Origin of the sequence: uncultured Dokdonia sp. (assembly GCF_947492535.1) — a bacterium.
Lineage (GTDB): Bacteria > Bacteroidota > Bacteroidia > Flavobacteriales > Flavobacteriaceae > Dokdonia.
Genome location: NZ_CANLNH010000005.1, coordinates 170,442 through 191,783, shown reverse-complemented (window position 1 = coordinate 191,783; position 21,342 = coordinate 170,442). Strand labels below are relative to the sequence as shown.

At 34.8% G+C, this 21,342-nt stretch carries 16 protein-coding genes; 11 read left to right on the top strand and 5 right to left on the bottom strand.

Going from position 1 to position 21,342, the window contains the following annotated elements:
• Position 1: 1 nt before the first annotated feature.
• Positions 2-703: an RluA family pseudouridine synthase gene (locus Q1A60_RS08750; protein ID WP_299766141.1), complete on the top strand. Its 702-nt coding sequence runs from the start codon at positions 2-4 to the stop codon at positions 701-703.
• A gap of 226 nt (positions 704-929) precedes the next feature.
• Positions 930-4,502, top strand: coding sequence for a T9SS type A sorting domain-containing protein (locus Q1A60_RS08745; RefSeq protein ID WP_299766142.1), 3,573 nt, complete (start codon positions 930-932; stop codon positions 4,500-4,502).
• Between the two features lie 198 nt (positions 4,503-4,700).
• Here the strand turns inward: Q1A60_RS08745 and Q1A60_RS08740 are convergent, their stop codons facing one another.
• The 5 genes from Q1A60_RS08740 to Q1A60_RS08720 form a co-directional block, all read right to left on the bottom strand.
• Positions 4,701-5,771 (bottom strand): family 16 glycosylhydrolase, encoded by a 1,071-nt coding sequence (locus tag Q1A60_RS08740; protein WP_299766144.1) that lies wholly within the window; start codon positions 5,769-5,771, stop codon positions 4,701-4,703.
• A gap of 231 nt (positions 5,772-6,002) precedes the next feature.
• Complete coding sequence (locus Q1A60_RS08735; RefSeq protein WP_299766146.1) at positions 6,003-7,910, bottom strand: lipoxygenase family protein; 1,908 nt, start codon at positions 7,908-7,910, stop codon at positions 6,003-6,005.
• Between the two features lie 104 nt (positions 7,911-8,014).
• Positions 8,015-8,875, bottom strand: a complete 861-nt coding sequence (locus tag Q1A60_RS08730; RefSeq protein ID WP_299766148.1) for a DMT family transporter — start codon at positions 8,873-8,875, stop codon at positions 8,015-8,017.
• A gap of 18 nt (positions 8,876-8,893) precedes the next feature.
• Positions 8,894-9,571 carry a hypothetical protein gene (locus tag Q1A60_RS08725; protein ID WP_299766150.1) on the bottom strand — a complete coding sequence of 226 codons (678 nt, stop codon included), beginning with the start codon at positions 9,569-9,571 and terminating at the stop codon, positions 8,894-8,896.
• A 204-nt stretch (positions 9,572-9,775) separates the two neighbouring features.
• Positions 9,776-11,338 (bottom strand): hypothetical protein, encoded by a 1,563-nt coding sequence (locus tag Q1A60_RS08720; protein ID WP_299766152.1) that lies wholly within the window; start codon positions 11,336-11,338, stop codon positions 9,776-9,778.
• Between the two features lie 118 nt (positions 11,339-11,456).
• On the opposite strand from Q1A60_RS08720, the gene Q1A60_RS08715 reads away from it, so the two are divergent.
• The 9 genes from Q1A60_RS08715 to Q1A60_RS08675 all read left to right on the top strand — a co-directional run bounded on the left by Q1A60_RS08715 (position 11,457) and on the right by Q1A60_RS08675 (position 21,324).
• Entirely contained in the window at positions 11,457-12,629 is a 1,173-nt protein-coding gene (locus Q1A60_RS08715) for a 2-isopropylmalate synthase (RefSeq protein ID WP_299766154.1), read from the top strand.
• Positions 12,630-13,211: 582 nt separating this feature from the next.
• On the top strand, positions 13,212-14,597 hold the full coding sequence (gene leuC / locus Q1A60_RS08710) for a 3-isopropylmalate dehydratase large subunit (RefSeq protein ID WP_299766156.1): 1,386 nt from the start codon (positions 13,212-13,214) through the stop codon (positions 14,595-14,597).
• Entirely contained in the window at positions 14,597-15,211 is a 615-nt protein-coding gene (gene leuD / locus Q1A60_RS08705) for a 3-isopropylmalate dehydratase small subunit (protein WP_299766158.1), read from the top strand. The genes leuC and leuD overlap by 1 nt, the downstream gene beginning before the upstream one ends.
• Positions 15,212-15,698: 487 nt before the next feature.
• The gene (gene leuB / locus Q1A60_RS08700; protein WP_299766160.1) at positions 15,699-16,814 is read left to right on the top strand and encodes a 3-isopropylmalate dehydrogenase; all 1,116 of its coding nucleotides are present in this window, start codon (positions 15,699-15,701) and stop codon (positions 16,812-16,814) included.
• A 569-nt stretch (positions 16,815-17,383) separates the two neighbouring features.
• On the top strand, positions 17,384-18,418 hold the full coding sequence (locus Q1A60_RS08695; protein WP_299766163.1) for a metallophosphoesterase: 1,035 nt from the start codon (positions 17,384-17,386) through the stop codon (positions 18,416-18,418).
• Between the two features lie 80 nt (positions 18,419-18,498).
• Positions 18,499-18,918: a hypothetical protein gene (locus Q1A60_RS08690; protein WP_299766165.1), complete on the top strand. Its 420-nt coding sequence runs from the start codon at positions 18,499-18,501 to the stop codon at positions 18,916-18,918.
• A gap of 24 nt (positions 18,919-18,942) precedes the next feature.
• On the top strand, positions 18,943-19,296 hold the full coding sequence (locus Q1A60_RS08685; RefSeq protein WP_299766167.1) for a hypothetical protein: 354 nt from the start codon (positions 18,943-18,945) through the stop codon (positions 19,294-19,296).
• Between the two features lie 78 nt (positions 19,297-19,374).
• A complete protein-coding gene (locus Q1A60_RS08680) occupies positions 19,375-19,680 on the top strand; it encodes a hypothetical protein (RefSeq protein ID WP_299766169.1) in 306 nt (101 codons plus the stop codon).
• A gap of 360 nt (positions 19,681-20,040) precedes the next feature.
• Complete coding sequence (locus tag Q1A60_RS08675; RefSeq protein WP_299766171.1) at positions 20,041-21,324, top strand: Zn-dependent hydrolase; 1,284 nt, start codon at positions 20,041-20,043, stop codon at positions 21,322-21,324.
• Positions 21,325-21,342 lie beyond the last annotated feature (18 nt).

Genomic DNA, 21,342 nt, shown 5'->3' with positions numbered 1-21,342 from the left:
TATGGCACATACGCACTCTACTCCTACTAATTTACACGTCATTTATGAAGACAATCATCTGATTGTGATCAATAAGCGTGCTGGAGATATTGTACAAGGTGACAAAACGGGAGATGCGCCATTAAGCGATGTTGTCAAGCAGTATATTGCCAAAAAATATAATAAACCTGGGGCTGTATTTTTAGGAGTTGTCCATCGGCTAGATCGCCCTACGAGTGGAATTGTTGTGTTTGCTCGCACCAGTAAAGCACTCACACGCCTCAATAAGTTATTTTCAGAGCGAAAGACACAAAAAACCTATTGGGCATTGGTCAAAAAACACCCTTCACAGGAACAAGCAACCCTTACTCATTATCTAAAACGCAATACAAAGCAGAATAAAAGTTACGCTTTCGCGAAAGCGGTACCAGATTCAAAAGAAGCAAGTCTTACCTATAGCGTCATCAAAAAACTAAAGACCTTTACCCTTCTTGAAATTGACTTACATACAGGAAGACATCATCAAATACGAAGTCAACTGACGGCTATCGGGAGTCCGATACGTGGGGATTTAAAATATGGTTTTGATCGTTCTAATAAAGATGGAAGCATTAGCCTACATGCACGTAAACTTACGTTTATACATCCTGTACAGAAAGAGAAAATGACTTTTATTGCTCCGTTACCCAAGGGAGATACTGTTTGGGAAGCGTGTGAAGAGTAATGGATAAGTATGTAAAGAACATCTATATTTTTAGTTCGTTTAGTCCTTCTTATCAGATCGATTAAGATACTTACTCCCATATAAAAACACTATCCTTCCACCTTTATATATCATTCTCCTAGTTAGCATATTGTATCCTATCTTAAGCTTGTTTAACAGCTATGTCAATCTAGGTTTTATATACTATATTTGGTTATTATTTGAAATCACCTAAACCATAGTTATTTTGAAAAAATTATTACTCATTTTATTACTAATCACCAACACTATAAGTTATAGCCAAGTTGACTTATTAAATAATCGCTTATCTGATATTTCATTTAGTACAGGTAGTATAGATTCTATGTTTGAAATGGATATAGATGAAGATGGTGATCTAGATGTCGTCTTTGGGTCTTTTACTAGTGGAAAAATAGGATGGTATGACAATTTAGATGGGCAAGGAACCTTTAGTAATTTAAAAATTATATATAGCGAAACAATATACAATAATCCTGAACGCATAAGTTCTTTAGTTCCTGCAGATATAGATAATGATGGTGATAAAGATCTTATTGTTGCAGCATTTGATACAGATACTATTTTTTGGTTAGAAAATCTTAATAATGGAGCATTTTCTCCTAAACAAGTTATCATGTCTAATCTCTCTTCGCCTATAACAATGTTTATAGAAGACATAGATGGAGATACTTTACTAGATATCGTTTTGGCATATGATTATGATGAACTTGCATGGCTGAAAAATATAAATGGCCAAGGGAATTTTGCAGTACCTAATGATATTGATCTATCTATGATAAATATAGACTCTGTATATGCAGCAGATTTAGATAGTGATGGAGATAATGATATTATAGCAAATACATCTTCTACTGATAATTATGTCAAAATAGTATGGTTTGAAAATACAGATAATTTAGGAACTTTTGGAAATAGACAAGAAGTATATACTTTTCTTCCTGAACCTAACTATTCCATTGTTTCTGAGGTACATGCCGCAGATATAGATAACGACTCAGATCAGGATATTATTTTTGCCATCAATAACGAGTTAAAATGGCTAGAAAACACAGATGGACAAGGTGATTTTACAACAGACCACCCTATATATTTTATTGGAAATAGAGAACGTTTTAATCATTTAGACATTAAAGACGTTGACAATGATGGAGATCTTGATATTGCATCTGTAGCTTCTGAACATCAAGCATTAGATGATGTAAGAATACACGAAAATAATGGAGTAGGTGCTTTTGGTGTGGATTTGGTTGATGATTTTACCTATGGTCCTATCAACATCCAAATTGCTGATATAAATAATGATGGATTACAAGATTTAATAACAGGAAGCTCTTTTATAAGGTGGTATTCTAGAAATAATGATGAATCTTTTAGTGCACAAAAAGAAATTTCAAAATACTGGTCTAGACCATCATATCCTTCTATAAAAGATATTGATAATGATGAAGACCTTGATATCATTTGTGTCATTAACGAAAGAATCGTTTCCTATGATAACACAAATGGATTAGGAGATATGGGGTTACAGAAAGTAATAGGTAGAGTTTATGGAGAAGCAGAACTTAAAACAGCAGATATTAACGGTGACTCCTATGAAGATTTATATGTAATACACGGAAACTCCACTCTTGAATGGTATAGCAATGATACACAAGGAAGTTTTGACGGTCCAATTTTTATAGATAATACAGGGTATCACTCCCCAACTGCTGGAGATATAGATGGTGATGGTGATCTTGATATTGTATATTATAAAAATAACAATAACACTGCTTCTTTTGGTTATTACATCAATACAAATGGTCAGGGTAATTTTAGCGCTCCAGTAAATATTAGTTTACTAGTAAATAGTCGCGGAGTTAATGAACTTATATTATCTGATATAGATGGAGATACTGATTTAGACATTATATATGCTATTAATGATGGCTCTGGATATGGAAAGATAGCATGGTTTGAGAACACAGACGGATTAGGAAATTTTGGAAGTCAAAATATAATCACATCAGACCCTAGTAATAAAGTAATTACGGCAGATATTGATAGTGATGGAGACCTTGATATTGTTTCATTTTCTAGTGAAGATGAGCTCGTTGAATGGTATGAAAATACAGATGGGCAAGCAAATTTTAGCTCTGGACAAATCATAGATAATACCTCTTTTAGTTTTAGACCTAGAGAAATGACCCTTGAAGATATAGACCATGATGGTGATCTTGATGTCATTATTGCATCTCGTAATAATGCCACATTGTTTTGGTACGAACATCTTAATGGAATAGGAGATTTTGATAGTAATCCAAATGTAATGTCTACAGATATAGATGGAACTAATTTTGTAACAACTGGAGATCTAAATGGTGATGATATTAGTGATATCGTAACTACTGCAGATGAAGATAATCATGCTATTTCTTGGTATAAAAATAATGGGTTACTTACCAATAGAATTAGAGGAACTGTTCTTTATGATCAAGACAATAACGGTTGTGATACCAATGATTTTGTAGTTCAAAATGCCAGAGTAAAAACAACCAATGGAACTGAAATAATTGAAACATTTACATACCAAAACGGATTTTATCAACTATTTCCTGAACAAGAGGGTGAATACACAACCGAAGTAATATCACTTTCTCCTTATTTTTCAACAAACCCTTCTCAATATGTTGACACTTTTTCTGGTGTCAATAATACACTTGAAGCTGATTTTTGTATTCAGGCAACTGATGTGATAAATGATGTTAGTATTACTATATTACCTACTAGAAATGCACGACCTGGATTTATAGTAACTTATGTAGCTACTTTTCATAATGAAGGCACAACAGTATTAGACGGATCTATTGATATAGATTTTAATGATACAAAACTTGAGTTTATAAATAGTAGTGAAGAAACTGCTAGTCAAACCAATGGAGTGCTTACTTTTAATTATTTAGATTTTCAACCTTTTGAAACGAGGAGCATCGAATTGATATTTCAAGTACTTCCTCCTCCTATTGTAGAGATAGATGAGGTTTTAGAATTCACAGCTACGATCTATCCAATTAACGGCGATGAGACTGAAGAAAATAATATATTTTCTTTACAACAAACCGTTATAGGCTCATACGACCCTAATGATATTACTGTTATAGAAGGAGATCAAATTTTAATTGATCAGACAGATGATTATTTACATTATATCATTAGATTTCAGAATACAGGGACTGCCAGTGCTATTAATGTTACTATAGAAAATATATTACACCAAAATTTAGACTGGAATACATTATCACTTGAAGCTATTAGCCATCCTTATACTGTTCAAATACGCAATGAAAACGAAGTGTCTTTTACATTTGAAAATATAAATTTACCAGATAGTACTTCAAACGAACCAGAGTCACATGGATTTATAAGTTATAAAATCAAACCAAAACCTGCTATCGAAATAGGTGAAATAATGACTAATTATGCAGATATTTTCTTTGACTTTAACCCTGCAATTAGAACCAATACTGTAAGCACAGAAGTCGTTGATGAAATTTTAGGTGTGACTGAAAACACAGCATTTACATTTCAAGTATATCCAATACCAACTACCGATGTATTATATATTGAATCAAATCAGCAAATCTCATCGATACGTATTTATAATGTCATAGGAAGTAATGTTTCTAAAAGCAACTCAACAAATACTATAGATATTTCTCATTTAAAGTCTGGGATGTACTTCTTAGAAGCGAGTACGGCACAAGGAAAATCTACTATAAAGAAAATTATTAAAAAATAAACTACCTCGTAGTATTATACCCTTTGGCGATACCAATAAATTCATAATTAGATCTATAAATTAAAAAGGTATTCTATGATTTAAGTACTAGGACTATGCATGTATTCATACCTAGTATTTAATTATAGTGTACGTAAAACCTTTATTCATTTTAAAGATATAAAGATTATTACTTAAACAATGATCTTTACTTACTGATTATCGTTTAATCACACGTCTTGTAACACTGGTTTGTCCTATTTCTAGAGTAAAGAAATATACCCCTTTTGTATATGTAGATACATCTATCGAAGTATTCTCATTTTGTAAGACAGTTGTATGTAGTTTTTGACCCGTTATAGAATATATAGCAGCTTTAGCTCCTATTAGCGATGGTGCGACTTGCAATGACAACGTATCTATCACTGGATTTGGAGAGAGTTGGATTTTACTATCTAAGTCTTGATCTGCTACTGATAATGTAGAGTCTTGAAATACACGTATATAATCTATTTCTAGAGCACTCTCTGTAAAAGAATCTAAAATTTCTGGTAATACTGCAACATTCAAAAGAATATACTGATTAGCATCAAAAGGCCATGTATCAGCATTCTGTACGGATGGTTCATAGGTATAATGTTGTACACCATCAACACTAAACACCATACGATCAGGCGTCCATTCTAATGCATAAATATGAAATGCAGATGAAGCCGTGGCAATCGTTTGTCCTCCTTTATTAACTGTATTTCCAAAACTAGAAGGCGTATGCATAGCACTTTGTACATAGTTTTGATTACTTCCCCAATGCTCCATGATATCGATCTCTCCACAGGCAGGCCAAGAGACTTCTCCATTTGTTTCATACCAATAGCCACCAGGTTCTGTGATATTTTGTCCTAACGTCCACATGGCTGGCCAAGTACCTATTCCTATAGGTAATTTTGCTCGTATCTCTACATAACCATAGGTAAATGCAAACTTAGAATTTAGTCGTGCTGAAGTATGTGATTTGGTAGATCCTTGGTCTGTAAATGTTTCTTTAATAGCTACTATCTTTAGAGTACCATCACTTACAAAAGAATTCTCTATGCGATTGGTATAATGTTGTATCTCGCCATTGTACCAACTATCTCCATTAGGCAATTGGGTTTGGTGATGCCATTTTACTTCATCTAAAGGGCCTTCTACATTAAACTCATCAGACCACACTAGTTGATAATTACCTCCTTGTGCACAAACAGGCAGGCCCATACAGCCTATAAAAAATAATAGTATAAAGTTTTTCATAGCATTTCTATTATTGAACCAAAAAGATACAATAACGGGAAGTGTATACCATAAAATCTACCTATACATGACTACAACATTCTAGGTATTATCAGGTTTTTTGAAGAAATTTTACGTTTACGTTATAAAATGAAATGTTAGAAGCATACGCTTTCGCGAAACTGCCTGCCGGCAGACAGGAGCGTACATATCTATAATTTATTTATAATTGAATCACAGCTAACAACTATTTTAAGTCTCTATACTCGCTGGCCATTGATGAATTAACGGTGAATTATCATCACTATAGTCTACAATAAATTCACCTACTTCGTTTCTAAATTCTTCTAGAGCTTTGTTTCTAGGATCCTCTTTCTCTGGGAAATATAAACTCGTATTATTTCCAAACAATGGTAACAACGGTTCATAAGGTGCCGAGAAAATAAAGATGTAATAGAAGGTCATCATAGAACCTATAGTCCCCGTATTAGGTAAATAGCGCAATACATCTTCTTTTGTAAAATTAGTATCGTTGGGTGCTACGATAGTTGTTTTTTGAAGACAAGGAGGATAATTTGCTACAAAGGATAAGGCAGGTCCTAAGGATCGCATTTGTCTAGAATTACCGTGTGTCACCACTCTATAGATTAAACTAATCAATACTGCTTTAAGTTCTTTTTTACTACTCATCATAGGGAGACCACGTATATTTCCTTCTTCAGGATTTGAGGCTGCTGCTATCCAGTTTTGAAGTTCTTCATCTTTAGAGACATCTTCATCAGTCGCATAGGTGGTTTCGACAAAAGTAGTTGCCATTTTTTCTGAAACATCCCATAATCTTAGTAATTGTCCTGCAATAGGGAAACGGTCCCAATCTTTTTTGTCAGAGAAGTCTTCTTTACGAATTCCGAATTTCTCTAATGTAACTTTAGGATCATCGCCAAAAAATTCTCGCCCGGTAGCAAAGGCATTGGTGAGTTGTAAAAAGGAATCGGTGGTTGAAAATGACGTTGGGGGTCCTATTGTTTTCCAAAGTAAGAATAAGGCATCGTTAAACCCTATTAGGTATTTTGATTGCGGATCTAATAATTTTCTAAGATCATGGTCTTTGGATACATTATTAAACATCGTCATTTGCATAGAGGCAGATACGATATGCCAATGATATACATGTCCTAACCATATTCCATATACAGTGACTGCTGTTCTTGCTGCTGATAATGCAAAGATCCACGTAGCGTCTGTGCTATTTTCTTGTGTATACATTTGTGAAGCACTTGCATCTTTCTTTGAAATCTGAACACAAATAGGTGCTAATTCTTTCGTGTTTTTGTCTTGTTCTAAAAGGACAAAAGCACCTGGCGTCCACCTATCAAAACCAGCTACTTGACTCGCTTCAAATTGATTAAAAATAGTTAAATCTATTGCATATAGTAGTCCTTGTTTTTGAATAGGCTCTAAAAGATCTTTCCATTGACTAGAGAATACATTTTTTACTTTTTCTAAGAAATCCCCCTGAACTTTTTGAAGAATTAATAAATTATACGCGAGTCCATTCTCAGCAATCGTTGGCCAAAATTGTTTTGTCGCTTCTTTTGGGTCTTTTAAAATGGCTGCATATTCTTTTTCATAACTTTTGATTCCATCTCTATAAACGTTATAATAGTTAGTCCAAGACATGGTAAAGTCTTCTGGTTTGTCAAGAAAAAAAGAGGTGAATGTTTGTTCTTTGTCTGCATGCTTAGGAAAGGATGCTTTTTCTAGATGGGGATTCAAGAGTTCTTTATGTAAAAACTCTTTTTCATCAGATCTATGTAGTCTTTCCAAAAGTTCTTTTCGGTCTTCTTTTCCTACATCAATCTCTTCTGTATCATACATAAAGGTATAGGCACTTTGGGTGACACCATCTAATGTATATTCATTACTCAGACCTGCTTTAGCCATTTTAAATTCTTCGGCTCTGAGTCCTAGCTTAACGACAGTTTCAATGGTTTCTGAAATGATGAATGGTACGGCAGGCATTGCCGTAAGTCCTTTTTCTCGAATAGGTAAATGATGTACTTTTTCAATCTCTTTGACTAGCTTTTTAATAAGATAATAGCCTACAAAAATTACAGTAATGACACCAATAAGCATTAGAATGTATTGCCAAATTTCCATGGTTATATAGTTTAGCCTACTAAACTACACCACTATTCCGTTGAAAAACAGCGTATATACACCTATTTTTCAATAATTTCAGCAGATACTTAAAATTCAAAATGTTACTTCACTGCTCTCCTGCTCTCTACCACCACACTTACTAAGATCAATGCGCCACCAATAATAGTACGTATGCCTGGAATTTCCTGTAGAAATAAAATTCCTAAGATGATTCCATAAATAGGTTGTGCACTACTCATTAAACTCGCTGTAGTGACTGAGAAATGCTTAAAACTAGATAGAAATAACGTATGCCCAATAGTGGTAGTTAATAAACCAAGGAGTGCCAAATAGGGCCATTGTTCTTGTACTGATGGCCAATTAACATTCATAAATAAAACAGGAATCAATAACACTGATACAATCATAATTTGATACCACATCAAGATAGTCCCTTCATACTTCTGTACTTTTGTTTTCATGATGAGGTTTCGTAATGCATAACAAAATGCAGAGATGACTCCTAAAATAATAGCCAATGTCGCATCACTTTCTAAACTAAATTCTGGTGCCAATAAATACAACCCAAATAGTACAAGGATAGCTAGAAAAATATGAATGGTATGAAATTTTGTTTTGAGAACTAAGGGCTCTAGTAAACTTGTAATCACAGGATACGTAAATATAGAAAGCATGCCTATGGCTACATTAGATAGTTGTAAGGCATAAAAATAGAGTACCCAATGCACCCCTAATAATATCCCTCCAATCAAAATAGCCCCACGATCTTTGGAAGCGATATGCCAAGACGATTTACGCCATAAGATAAAGAGTCCTAAAAACAGGGCTGCAAAAATACCTCGTAAAGCAATGGTAAGTTCTGGCGGCAATTGTATAAAGCGTCCAAAAATCCCTGACGTACTAATAAATAGCATTGCCAGATTAATTTCTAGGATAGGTCCTAAGGTTGTTTTTTTAGTCAATACTTAATTTCTTATTTTTTAATGAGTCGTATAAACCCCATAACCATTCCAAAAAAGATAATGATGATAAGGGTTTTCTCTATTAAACTTTGTTCTTATTTCATTATAATTAGATAAAGCTAAAACTTTTTCTAAAAATACATCTAAACGATCCTTTTCATAATTGACTCTCCTGCTTGAAGACGGAAATAATTGAAATACATAATTACCGTCTTTTATAAATTCTATACTATTTTGAAAAAAGGTCCTATAACTTGTTTTTTTTAGGTCATAATTATGTTTATCATATAGTATTCTATTAGCATCATCATCAAAACTTTTTTTGATTTCCTGACAAACTTCAACAGAGAGTGTTTTTTTAGTAGTATACATCTCTTTTTTTCCATTCTCCTGTACTCCGTATATAAAAAAGAATACAGTCCCTGTAAAAACACCTTTATCTTCAACAACTTCAATAATACTATTATTTGTGCAATATCTAAATACAAATTCAGAATCAACATTTTGAAGGTTAGAAAACCCGAGCTCTTGAAGAACTTTATTTTGTTTGATATATCTCTTATTTGCTAATTTCAGAAAATAATTCTCCATACGTTCACCCACTTTTTCTTTTAGCGTTCTCTCTACCTTTACTTGCTCTTGACCATATATTAAACTTGTAAAAAGGATTATCATTAATAGTAGTAAAAATCTCATACACTAATTCTTAGAAGTTGATTAATTTCTATCAAAAATAAAAACACTATTATTTTCAAAAAACACCCAATGAGTAAACAGGAAGTATCGATGAGGTAACTGGAAGCATAGGGATTGTTTCTAAACGAAGTGTATTTTCGCGAAAGCGGAAAAATAGTTACTTAAATTAAAATCAAAAATCTCCAATCAAAATTCGTTACTCATTTACCGCATCAATGCTTTGGCTTTTTCTTTAATCACTTCAGCTACAGGTCTGTCTTGAATTTTACTTTCTAACCAAGAAAGTACATCCAAATATAAAAAGGCTCTTCGCTCATAAGGATCATCTTCGTAGACTTTTAACTTCTTATATAATTTCTTGAAAGCTCCTTTCAATTCATGCGGATAAATATTCTTAAGCCCTTGCACAAAATTGATCATCTCTTTCTGTACTTCGTGGAGATCGTCCATCTTTAGTAAGAACTTATAGGTACTACGAAGTAAGGATTCCAAATGATAATCTTTAGCCGCTTCATAATGCGCAATCAAATTGAGTAGTCGCGCAAAACACATCAAATCCTGTCGTGTTTTCAAACTCTTTGCATTGATAATTTTAGAGAGATACTCGATACACTTTGTATAATTTTCAGAACCGAAATAAAGACATGCAATTTTATAGTAAAATACCATAATATGATGTTCATCAATACGGTATTTAGGCGATGCTATTCCTTCCATAACCTCAGTAACAAGACCTTCATAATCTTCATAATCGCCCACCATAAAACGATGATTGAGTTTATTACTGTAGATATATAAAAATAGTAAGGTCTCTAAATTATCCCCTTTCGGGAAATTTGAATCGTCTTTAAGACCTTCTAAACGTTGTAAAGCAGCATCAAACTTGGTGCTCATTTTCAGATAAAACAACGATTCTAATAAGTAATGTTGTCCTTTTAAAAAGAATACAGGATTCCGTTGAATCATCGTAGGATTATCTTCAAATAACAATACCCAACGCTTGGCATATTTATAACACGAAACAAAATCCTGTATTAAAAAATTATACCATAAATGCGCTTTGTATAACCAGAGTTTTTCTCTAAACCCTAAAGAATCATAATCATATGCTGGTATTGCTTTATCAAAATAGGCTTTAATTTCTTGGCGTTCTTCATCACTTCGCACATAGCCAGTACGCAACATCATCCCATATAACTCTAAAGACATATTTGAGAGTTTGCTGGTCATCACATTCGCTTCACTTAACTCTTTAGATTGTTCAGAAAGCTCATCTGCACGTGATAAGATACTCCGTGTGATATATTGCGTTTCAATGACTTTTTCTAATTCTACAATTTCATAGGCGATATTCTTTTCTTCATTTTCAATCGCCATGAGTTTGGCTTTATCCAATACTTTAAGGCTTTGCTTATACAAGCCTTTTTGATACAATATGGTAGCAAAGTCTAACTGTTCACGTATTTGCACTCTAATATTACGATGCAAAGGCGTCAATCTAAGACTCACGAGAATTTGTCTATATAAATGTGCTTTAAGATTTGATAACTGTAATTTAGTAACGACTCCTTTTTTAATGATGACCTGTTCATCATACTCCTTCATTTTATCAAGCACATCAAAAAGCGCCATAAATTTTGCATCTGTATTTCGTTCTAATCGACCTACATACAACTTAAATTGTCGTTTTTCACTTTTAGATAAAGACTTCACCAACACAAAAAGAGCGTCACTTTCTTCATTTGGCGTTGTAATGATTTTTCTCATAAAAATCTATGATACAGATACTTAAAAAAATTAAAAAGCAATTTAACATCGTAATAATCAACGAATTTGACATCGCTTAGCTGTCTCCAATATATATATTCGTAATTAAAAACAAATCATGTCCAGAGATAAAATTCAAATATTTGATACGACCCTTCGAGATGGAGAGCAAGTACCGGGATGCAAACTAGCAACGAAAGAAAAACTAACCATTGCAGAGCGTCTGGACCTTTTGGGCGTTAATGTCATTGAAGCAGGATTTCCAATTTCTAGTCCTGGTGATTTCACTTCTGTAGAAGAAATTTCAAAACTTGTCAAAAATGCAACCGTATGCGGTCTTACAAGAGCCGTAGAAAAAGATATCGAAGTTGCTGCACAAGCATTAAAATATGCTAAATATCCACGTATACATACAGGTATCGGTACCAGTGCATCGCATATAAAACATAAATTTAATAGTACGCCTGAAAAAATTATAGAACGTGCTGTAAAAGCAACTGCCTATGCAAAGAGCTTTGTCGAAGATGTAGAGTTTTATGCAGAAGATGCAGGACGTACAGACAATGAATATTTAGCTCGTGTACTTGAAGCTGTTATTAAGGCAGGAGCTACCGTGCTTAATATTCCTGATACTACAGGCTATTGTTTACCCGATGAATATGGCGCTAAAATGAAATACTTACGCGAAAATGTAAAAGGAATCGAAAATGTGATCCTTTCTTGTCATTGTCATAATGATCTAGGACTCGCTACTGCCAATTCTATCGCAGGAGTACAAAATGGTGCAAGACAAATAGAATGTACCATTAATGGTATTGGAGAGCGTGCAGGAAATACGTCTCTAGAAGAAGTCGTCATGGTGCTAAAACAACATCCATATTTAAATTTAGACACAACCATTAATACGCAATTATTATACGACACGAGTCAAATGGTGAGTGAAAAAATGGGAATGCCTGTACAACCTAACAAAGCGATTGTAGGTGCTAATGCCTTTGCACATAGTTCAGGAATTCATCAAGATGGTGTGATTAAAAACCGTGAGACTTATGAAATTATAGATCCCGCCGACGTAGGTGTAACAGAAAGTGCTATTGTATTGACAGCTCGTAGTGGTCGTGCGGCACTCGCCTACCGCTCTAAGAAAATAGGGTACGAACTCACAAAAGATCAATTGGATGTGGCGTACACTAATTTCTTATCGGTTGCTGATCGTCAAAAAGAAGTACGCGATCAAGATATTCATAGGATTATGGAGACAGTTCAAATTCAAGCAGGTGTTCTGGCGTAAACAAAGCTATTGGTTATTAACTCTTAGCTTTTAAGGTTAGGCACAAAAATAGAGTACTACTCTAAAATAGAGTAACACTCTATTTCTATACGAATGTAAAATAGGAAGTAATAAATAGATTCCCGCCTTCGCGGGAATGAAATGAAGCTTCCCTCCTAAGAAGGTGTCATACTGAGCCTGTCGAAGTGAGGGATTGAGAGAGGTGTACTAAAAAAACATAAAAAGACACACCCCTAACCCCTCTTCATAGAGGGGAACACTGACGGAATATACCTTCTTGTTAAAAATTAAAAAGGCATATTCAGTTATTTCAGTATAAACAATTAAAAATCTATTAGATACATTTAGAAATATCTAATTTTATATAAATTAAACATCAAATTTTAATCCGAATGACGAATTAGAACTTCGTAATGAGATTTGAAAACACAATAAAATATAACATTTTATGAGTTTTAGCATAGCATCGCTACGGTCAAACTCAAAAATGTAGCGTAGCGAAATATTTTCAAGTGTATTCAAGTCGTAATAGATTTTCTAATACATCATACGGATATAACACCAGCCTTAACAGGCGTACACATGGGAAAAACATTATTTGATAAAGTTTGGGATGCACACGTGGTAGATACGATACCTAATGGGCCTCAAATTTTATATATAGACAAACACTTAATTCACGAAGTCACCAGTCCGCAGGCATTTAATGAGTTGGAAGCAAGAGGCATTCCTATTGCCCGTCCAGATCAGATTGTAGCCACAGCAGATCATAATACACCTACCGTAAATCAGCATTTACCTGTTCAGGATCCGCTTTCGCGAAATCAACTCGAGCAGCTCACTAAGAATTGTGAAAAACATGGGATTACCTTATACGGTTTAGGACATCAGTACAATGGCATTGTCCATGTGATGGCTCCCGAATTAGGCATCACACAACCTGGGATGACGATGGTATGTGGCGATAGTCATACCAGTACGCATGGTGCTTTTGGAAGTATCGCTTTCGGAATCGGTACAAGTCAAGTAGCACAAGTATTTGCTAGTCAAAGCTTGCTACTTAAAAAACCAAAAAGCCTTCGTGTCACTGTAAATGGTACATTACGTCCTGGCGTTTTACCTAAAGATGTGATTTTATATATCATTTCGCAAATAGGAACCAATGCAGGTACAGGTTATTTCTGTGAGTATGCTGGAAATGTATTTCAAGACATGTCTATGGAAGGCCGTATGACCGTTTGTAATATGAGTATTGAAATGGGTGCTCGTGGCGGGATGATTGCACCAGATCAAACGACGTTTGATTATATAGAAGGAAAGAAATTTGCGCCGCAAGGGGACGCTTTCGCGAAAGCGGTATCCTATTGGAAAACACTTCCCACTGATACTGATGCTACTTTTGATAAAGAATATCATTTTGACGCCGCAGATATTGCACCAATGCTTACCTATGGAACCAATCCAGGTATGGGCATCAAAATCAACGAGCATATTCCAGAAACAGGTGATATGACTTTTGAAAAAGCATTGGAATACATGAATTTTAAAGGCGGATCACAATTACTAGACACTACGATTAATTATGTGTTTATAGGCAGTTGCACCAACTCTCGTATTGAAGATTTTAGAGTCGCTGCTAGTTATGTAAAAGGGAAACAAAAAGCTCCTAATGTAAATGCATGGTTAGTGCCCGGATCACAACAAGTCGTAAAACAACTAGAAGAAGAAGGCCTCGTTGAAGTCTTTGAAAATGCAGGATTTACGCTTAGAGAACCTGGATGTTCTGCTTGCCTTGCTATGAATGACGATAAAATCCCATCAGGCGAATATTGTGTTTCTACCTCCAATAGAAACTTTGAAGGACGTCAGGGACAAGGATCTCGCACCATACTAGCAAGTCCGTTGGTAGCCGCAGCTACTGCCATCGAAGGAAAAATAGTAGACATCACTAAAACAATACTTGCGTAATGGAAAAATTTACAACATTAACAACAACAGCCATTCCGTTACCTATTGAAAATATAGATACTGATCAGATTATTCCTGCCCGCTTTTTAAAAGCAACCGATAAGAAAGGATTTGGCGATAATGTATTCAGAGATTGGCGATACGATGCTGAAGGAAATCTCAATGAAGAATTCCCATTAAATGCACCACAATATGCAACTGCACAAATCCTCGTCGCTGGCGATAATTTTGGTTGTGGCTCTAGTCGCGAGCATGCGGCTTGGGCGATTGCAGGTTATGGACTTAAAGTCGTGATTTCAAGTTTTTTTGCAGATATTTTTAAAGGAAATGCTCTTAATAATGGGCTTCTTCCAATTCAAGTAACACCAGATTTCTTAAACCAATTACTTACATGTGTGCAAGAAAACCCAAAAACAAAAATCACTGTCGATTTGGAAAATCAAATTGTAGAATATATAGGCATATATAACGAACAAATTCAAAAAGGAAAAGAAAGCTTTGACATAGATCCGTACAAGAAAGTATGCCTGATCAATGGATATGATGATATTGACTTTTTGGTAAGTAAAAAAGAGACCATTGAAGCTTTTGAAAAAGAACGAATGGTATTTTGAGATTCCCGCCTTCTCGGGAATGAAATGAAACTTCCCTCCTAGAAAGGAGGGAATAAGGGAGGTGTTAAAAGTAAAAACACACCCCTAACCTCTCTTTATAGAGGGGAACAAAAACCTCCCTCCTAGGAAGGTGTCATACTGAGCTTGTCGAAGTGAGGGATTGAAGAACGGGAATGAGAATAAAGGACATTGAGTGATTTTAAAACGTAACAAAGTGAAGATTTAAAATCGTATCGAAATGACTGACTAGTATACTAATGATAAGATTCCCGCCTTCGCGGGAATAAGATGAAACCTCCCTCCTAGGAAGGAGGGATTGAGGGAGGTGTTAAAAGTAAAAACACACCCCTAACCCCTCTTCATAGAGGGGAACAAAAACCTCCCTCCTAGGAAGGAGGGAATGAGGGAGGTGTTAAAAACAACCCTTTATTAAAAGGAAGTATATAATGAAATAAAAAGACCCTCGTGAATAGACGGGGCATGAATTATGAACTACAACATTGCTATTATTCCTGGAGACGGGATAGGACCAGAAGTGACTGCACAGGCTCAAAAAGCACTTGATGCTATTGCAGATATGTTTGATCATCATTTTACATATAAGACTGCATTGATGGGTGCTTGTGCGATTGATGCCACAGGAAATCCACTACCTGAAGAAACGATTGATATTTGTGAAGCAGCTGATGCGATTTTATTTGGTGCGATTGGGCATCCAAAATATGATAATAATCCGAATGCGAAGGTGCGTCCTGAACAAGGATTACTACGTCTTCGTAAATCACTTGGACTCTTCTGTAATATCAGACCTGTAAAAGCCTATAACCAACTTATTGATAGATCACCGCTTAAAAGAGATCGTATTGAAGGTACAGATATTTCTATTTATCGCGAACTCACAGGCGGGATTTATTTCGGAGAGAAGCATTTAAGTGACGATGGTCAAGTAGCCTCCGATGGATGTTCCTATTCGGTAGAAGAGATTAGTCGTATTGCGCATTTGGCGTTTAAGGAAGCGCTTTCGCGAAAACGTAAACTGACACTTGTTGATAAGGCTAATGTGTTGGAAACATCGCGTTTATGGCGTAAAACAGTCACCGAAATAGCAAAAGACTATCCAGATGTAGCTCTCGATTTTCTGTTTGTAGATAATGCAGCTATGCAAATGATCTTAAACCCGAAACAATTTGATGTGATCTTAACGGAGAATTTATTTGGTGATATTATCTCTGATGAAGCAAGCGTGATAGGAGGTTCTATTGGGTTATTAGCTTCGGCATCTATTGGAACAGACAATGCGTTATTTGAGCCTATCCATGGTAGTTTTCCACAAGCAACCGGCAAAGATATTGCCAATCCGTTAGCAAGTATTTTAAGTGCTGCGATGTTATTACGTCATTTGAATTTACATAAAGAGGCAGCGCTTATAGAAAAAGCAGTTGAAAAGTCATTAGAGCTAGGATTTACTACTGAAGATTTAAATGCAGAAAATCCATTTGGCACTTCGAAAGTAGGTGACTTCATTGCTGATTTTATTTTAAACCCAGAAGATCCAAACCGTAATTTTGAAAACATATTTGTGGGACAGAGTACTATAATATAATCCCCGCGAAGGCGGGGATCCCGCGAAGGCGGGGATCCCGCGAAGGCGGGGATCCCGCGAAGGCGGGGATCCCGCGAAGGCGGGGATCCCGCGAAGGCGGGGATCTCGCGAAGGCGGGGATCTCGCGAAGGCGGAGATCTCGCGAAGGTGGGAATCTCACAAAGGCGGAGATCTCCCAATAATAGAAACTACTCGAAGTTAACTATCAAAACGAGTATCTCATAGAAACATACTATTAGCCATAGCAGCAATGCTAGGTTTCTTGGAAAGCCAGACTTTTGTGTACATGTCTGGCTTTTTTATTGGAATAAACTTTTCTGGTGGATTGTGGAAAACCGTAAAGTGGTGTACTAAGAAGAAAGTAAGTTTAGTATCGATTACAAACGCTTACAATTATTTACAGTCGTTTGTAATCAATTTTTGAGATTTTCTATAAAAGCCTAAAACGTCTAACAAACAATAAATTACACGTTTTATTTCTTAAAAAATACGTTAAATTTGAGGAAAATACACATATATAAAATAACATACATGTACTTTATACAGTAGTTATCTACAAGCACAAGAAAATGAGTAAAACATATGTCATAGGAGATATTCATGGATGTTATGATGAATTCATTGAATTGTCCAAACAAATTGGAATAACAGATGATGATTTGATAATATCTCTTGGCGATATAGTAGACAGAGGTGCCAAATCTGTAGAATTATTTGAATATTTCAAAAGACGGAAGAATTCAGTGGTTCTTATGGGAAATCATGAACGTAAACATCTAAATGGGATTCTAAGCTATTCTCAGGAGATTGTTAAAGTCCAATTTCAAGATAAGTACAATGAATTCCTAGAATGGCTTAAGACATTACCATATTTTTATGAGACAGAATCCGCAATAATTGTCCATGCATTTTTTGAACATGACAAAAAACTTCATGAACAAAAAGAAGAAGTTTTAGCTGGAACTACCTCTGGAAGCAGGTACTTGAAAAATAAATACGAAGAAGGAAAATATTGGTCAGATTTTTATACAGGAGAAAAACCAATAATTTATGGACATCATGTGGTGGGTGAAGAAATAAAAATAAAGAATAAAACTTATGGTATTGATACTGGAGCATGCCATGCAGGAATGTTAACGGCAATTGAGCTACCAAGTTTTACCATTCATCAAATCAAAGTTGACAAAGACTACTGGAAAGAGGAACAATCAAAATGGCAAATTCCAGTTCTTGAATCTAAAGACTGGGAGAATATGAAAATTTCTCAAGTACATAAGCAAATTCAGAAACTTGAGTATAAAGAAGAACAAGAAGTAAAAGACTTTCTTCAAAATCAAAAAATATGGATTTCTGATATCGAAGAACTTTTAGAGGAGTTAAAAAACGAGTTAGAAAATTTGACATTAGAATTGAAAAATAGATTTGCAGACAACTTTAATCAAGAAGTTGCAAAATTAAATTTCAGAACCTTCATTTTTAAAGCCAAATCTAATAATTTGACCATAGAAGATTTGAGAAAGACTCTTGATACTCCGCAAAAAATAATTGACTTAGCTACAGAATTGAATATTAATAAAATACCTAAAAGAAAAGCCAGTAGATAACACTGTATAACAAATCATAGCCGCCTATCGGCAGACTACGCTTGTTATACTAAACGTTAACGTTTATCAAATGTCACTAAATGACTATGAATTTGATTTTAAAAATATGGATATGGATAACGTTCTTAAAGAACAAAAATTCATTACCCACAAAATCTAAAATCATTCATCCAAAAATGGAACATGAAGGTATGTCTGGAGCATTTATTTGGGAAGATGAAGGTTTATGGGATATAAGGAATCACCATCTATCAGATGCTTTTAAATACGTCATTCATCATCGCATGACATTAGTTGTGGGGCCTGAAAACGATGTCGGAGTGATGCGTTCTAAAAAATTTGATAAACGTATTTTTGAAATGGCTAAAAGATATTATCCTAACTGGATTGGGTTTGATGAAGCCAGATGTTCATATAATCCCGAAATAGCAGACAGAATGATGCGCATCCGAAAAGTGGCATATTGGCGATTTCAAAAATTATTGAATGAAGAGTATTAAAAAATAATATTATAATCAATTACCATGATAAAATCACTCCTACAAAAACTATTTGGTTCTCAAGAGAAACAAAATGCCATCAAAAATGATTTAAAAAGCCCTTCTAATAATCTTGTTTCAGAAAGCACTCCTTTAAAGAAAGGAGAAATACAAACCATTTTGTTACCTGATTTTGGAGGCCAAAAAGGATTGGTTTTAAAAAAATGGCATGTTCAGTTAGGGGATATTGTGAAGAGTAATGCTATTGTTTGTGTCATAGAAAATAAAAATATCACCTTTGAACTTGAAAGCTTTTATCATGGAAAAATAATAGCGATGTGTCCACTTCATAAAGAATTAGAAACAGGTTCAGAAATTCTACAAATAGAAGGTATATAAAAACCAGTTATATAACTTAAAACACTTAGATTTTACATAAATTAGATAATAGTTACTATCAAAACAGCATCACACAAAATGAAAAAAGTACTAATTCTACTTATTTTAATTGCTTTAAATTTTATAGTCTATTATTTTCTCACTGAAAAAATAGGAATTAATGCTACTTATATAGAAATAGTTACCTTGTTAATCACAACCATTATAGGTATTCCTTTATGTTCATTAGTACCTGCTTTTATTAATTATAAAAAGAAATTACAGATACATCACACTTATATCCCTTTTAAAAAGATATACTGGAATATATACGTAAATACATCATTGGCCTTTTATGCTTGTATGATTTTAATTGCAGTATTGACATATTTTAAAGTTACATAATAGCCTATTTTTAATATGCCTATTTATTTTATACGTAGATATTTAAATCTGTAAAAAAACGAGTATTTATCTTCTAGCTAGAAATAGTCGCTTTTCAACAAATCAAGCCAAGCAAAATTCAAAAAACACAGTAGTATGGGCGTAGGTTTTAATATTGATGTTAGGTATTAAATGTATATACTTCTTTATATGCTTTCGCGAAATCGAACTTATCAGATTCACGACCAAAGGGAGAGCGTAGCGTTAAAGCGTATAAAAGGATACCCTATGAAAATTAGATAAAATAGCTATTATTTTTTATCGTACCTTTTTCTTCATAACACAGCTATTATCATATTAGTAATACAAATAAACCATCTCATGAAGACAACACTCTCCTTTCTAGCTTTCTTTTTAATTGTATCCATTACGTATGCACAAACGCCAAAAGTCAATCAAGACCGTTTGGAAAAGTCTATTTTTGAGCTGGCAGAGTTTGGAAAAAAAGAAAATGGAGAGACCAGTCGTGTAGCGTTTAGTCAAGCAGATATTGAGAGTCGCACCTATTTGATAGCACTAATGAAAGATGCGGGACTTGAAGTAACAATTGATTATGCAGGGAATATTATTGGTAGAAAAGCGGGATCAGATCCATCCAAAAAACCTATAGCTTTTGGTTCACATACAGATACCGTTCCTGATGGTGGAAATTATGATGGTTGTGTAGGGTCGATGGCGGCTATTGAAGTGGTAAAGACCTTACAAGAAAACAATGTCACGACACAGCATCCTTTAGAATTGATTATTTTTTCTAATGAAGAAGGCGGTGTCATGGGAAGCCGTGCCTTGGCGGGAGAGTTACCCGCAGATGCCTTGACGATTGTCAATAGTACAGGTATCTCTATGGGAGATGGGATCAAGGTGTTAGGAGGAGATCCTTCAAAACTACAAGAAGTGATTCGTAAAAAAGGATCACTTGCGGCTTTTTTAGAACTACATATTGAACAAGGTGGCATCTTAGATCAAGAGCAAATCGATATTGGAGTTGTAGAAGGAATTGTAGGTTTAAACTGGTGGGATGTTACGATAGAAGGGTTTGCCAATCATGCAGGAACAACCCCTATGAATGCGCGTCAAGATGCGCTTTTAACTGCAGCAAAATTTATCATTGCAGTAAATGAAACAACGAATAGCTTTGAAGGCAAACAAGTTGGTACGGTAGGTCGTATCAAAGCGGAACCTGGTGCTCCCAATGTAATTCCTGGAAACGTAACCTTGAGTTTAGAAATACGCGACCTTTCGGCGAAAAAAATTAAAGAAGTATATGCTGCTATTGAAAAGCGAGGCCTAGAAATAGCCCAAGAAACAAATACCAAAATCACATTTACAGCACTTTCTACCACTGGAAAACCAGCGCTTACCGATACACGTATTCAACAACAAATTGCAATAGCTACAAAAGCTTTAGGGTTATCACACATACAGATGCAAAGTGGTGCGGGACATGATGCTCAGGATATGGCATTAATTGCACCTACAGGAATGATTTTTGTTCCTAGTAAAAATGGAATTAGCCACTCACCAAAAGAGTATACTTCTGCTGAAGATATAGCAAACGGAGCTAATGTGTTATTACAAACTATTCTTCTACTGGATAAAGAATAAAGTTTTGAAGATATTTTA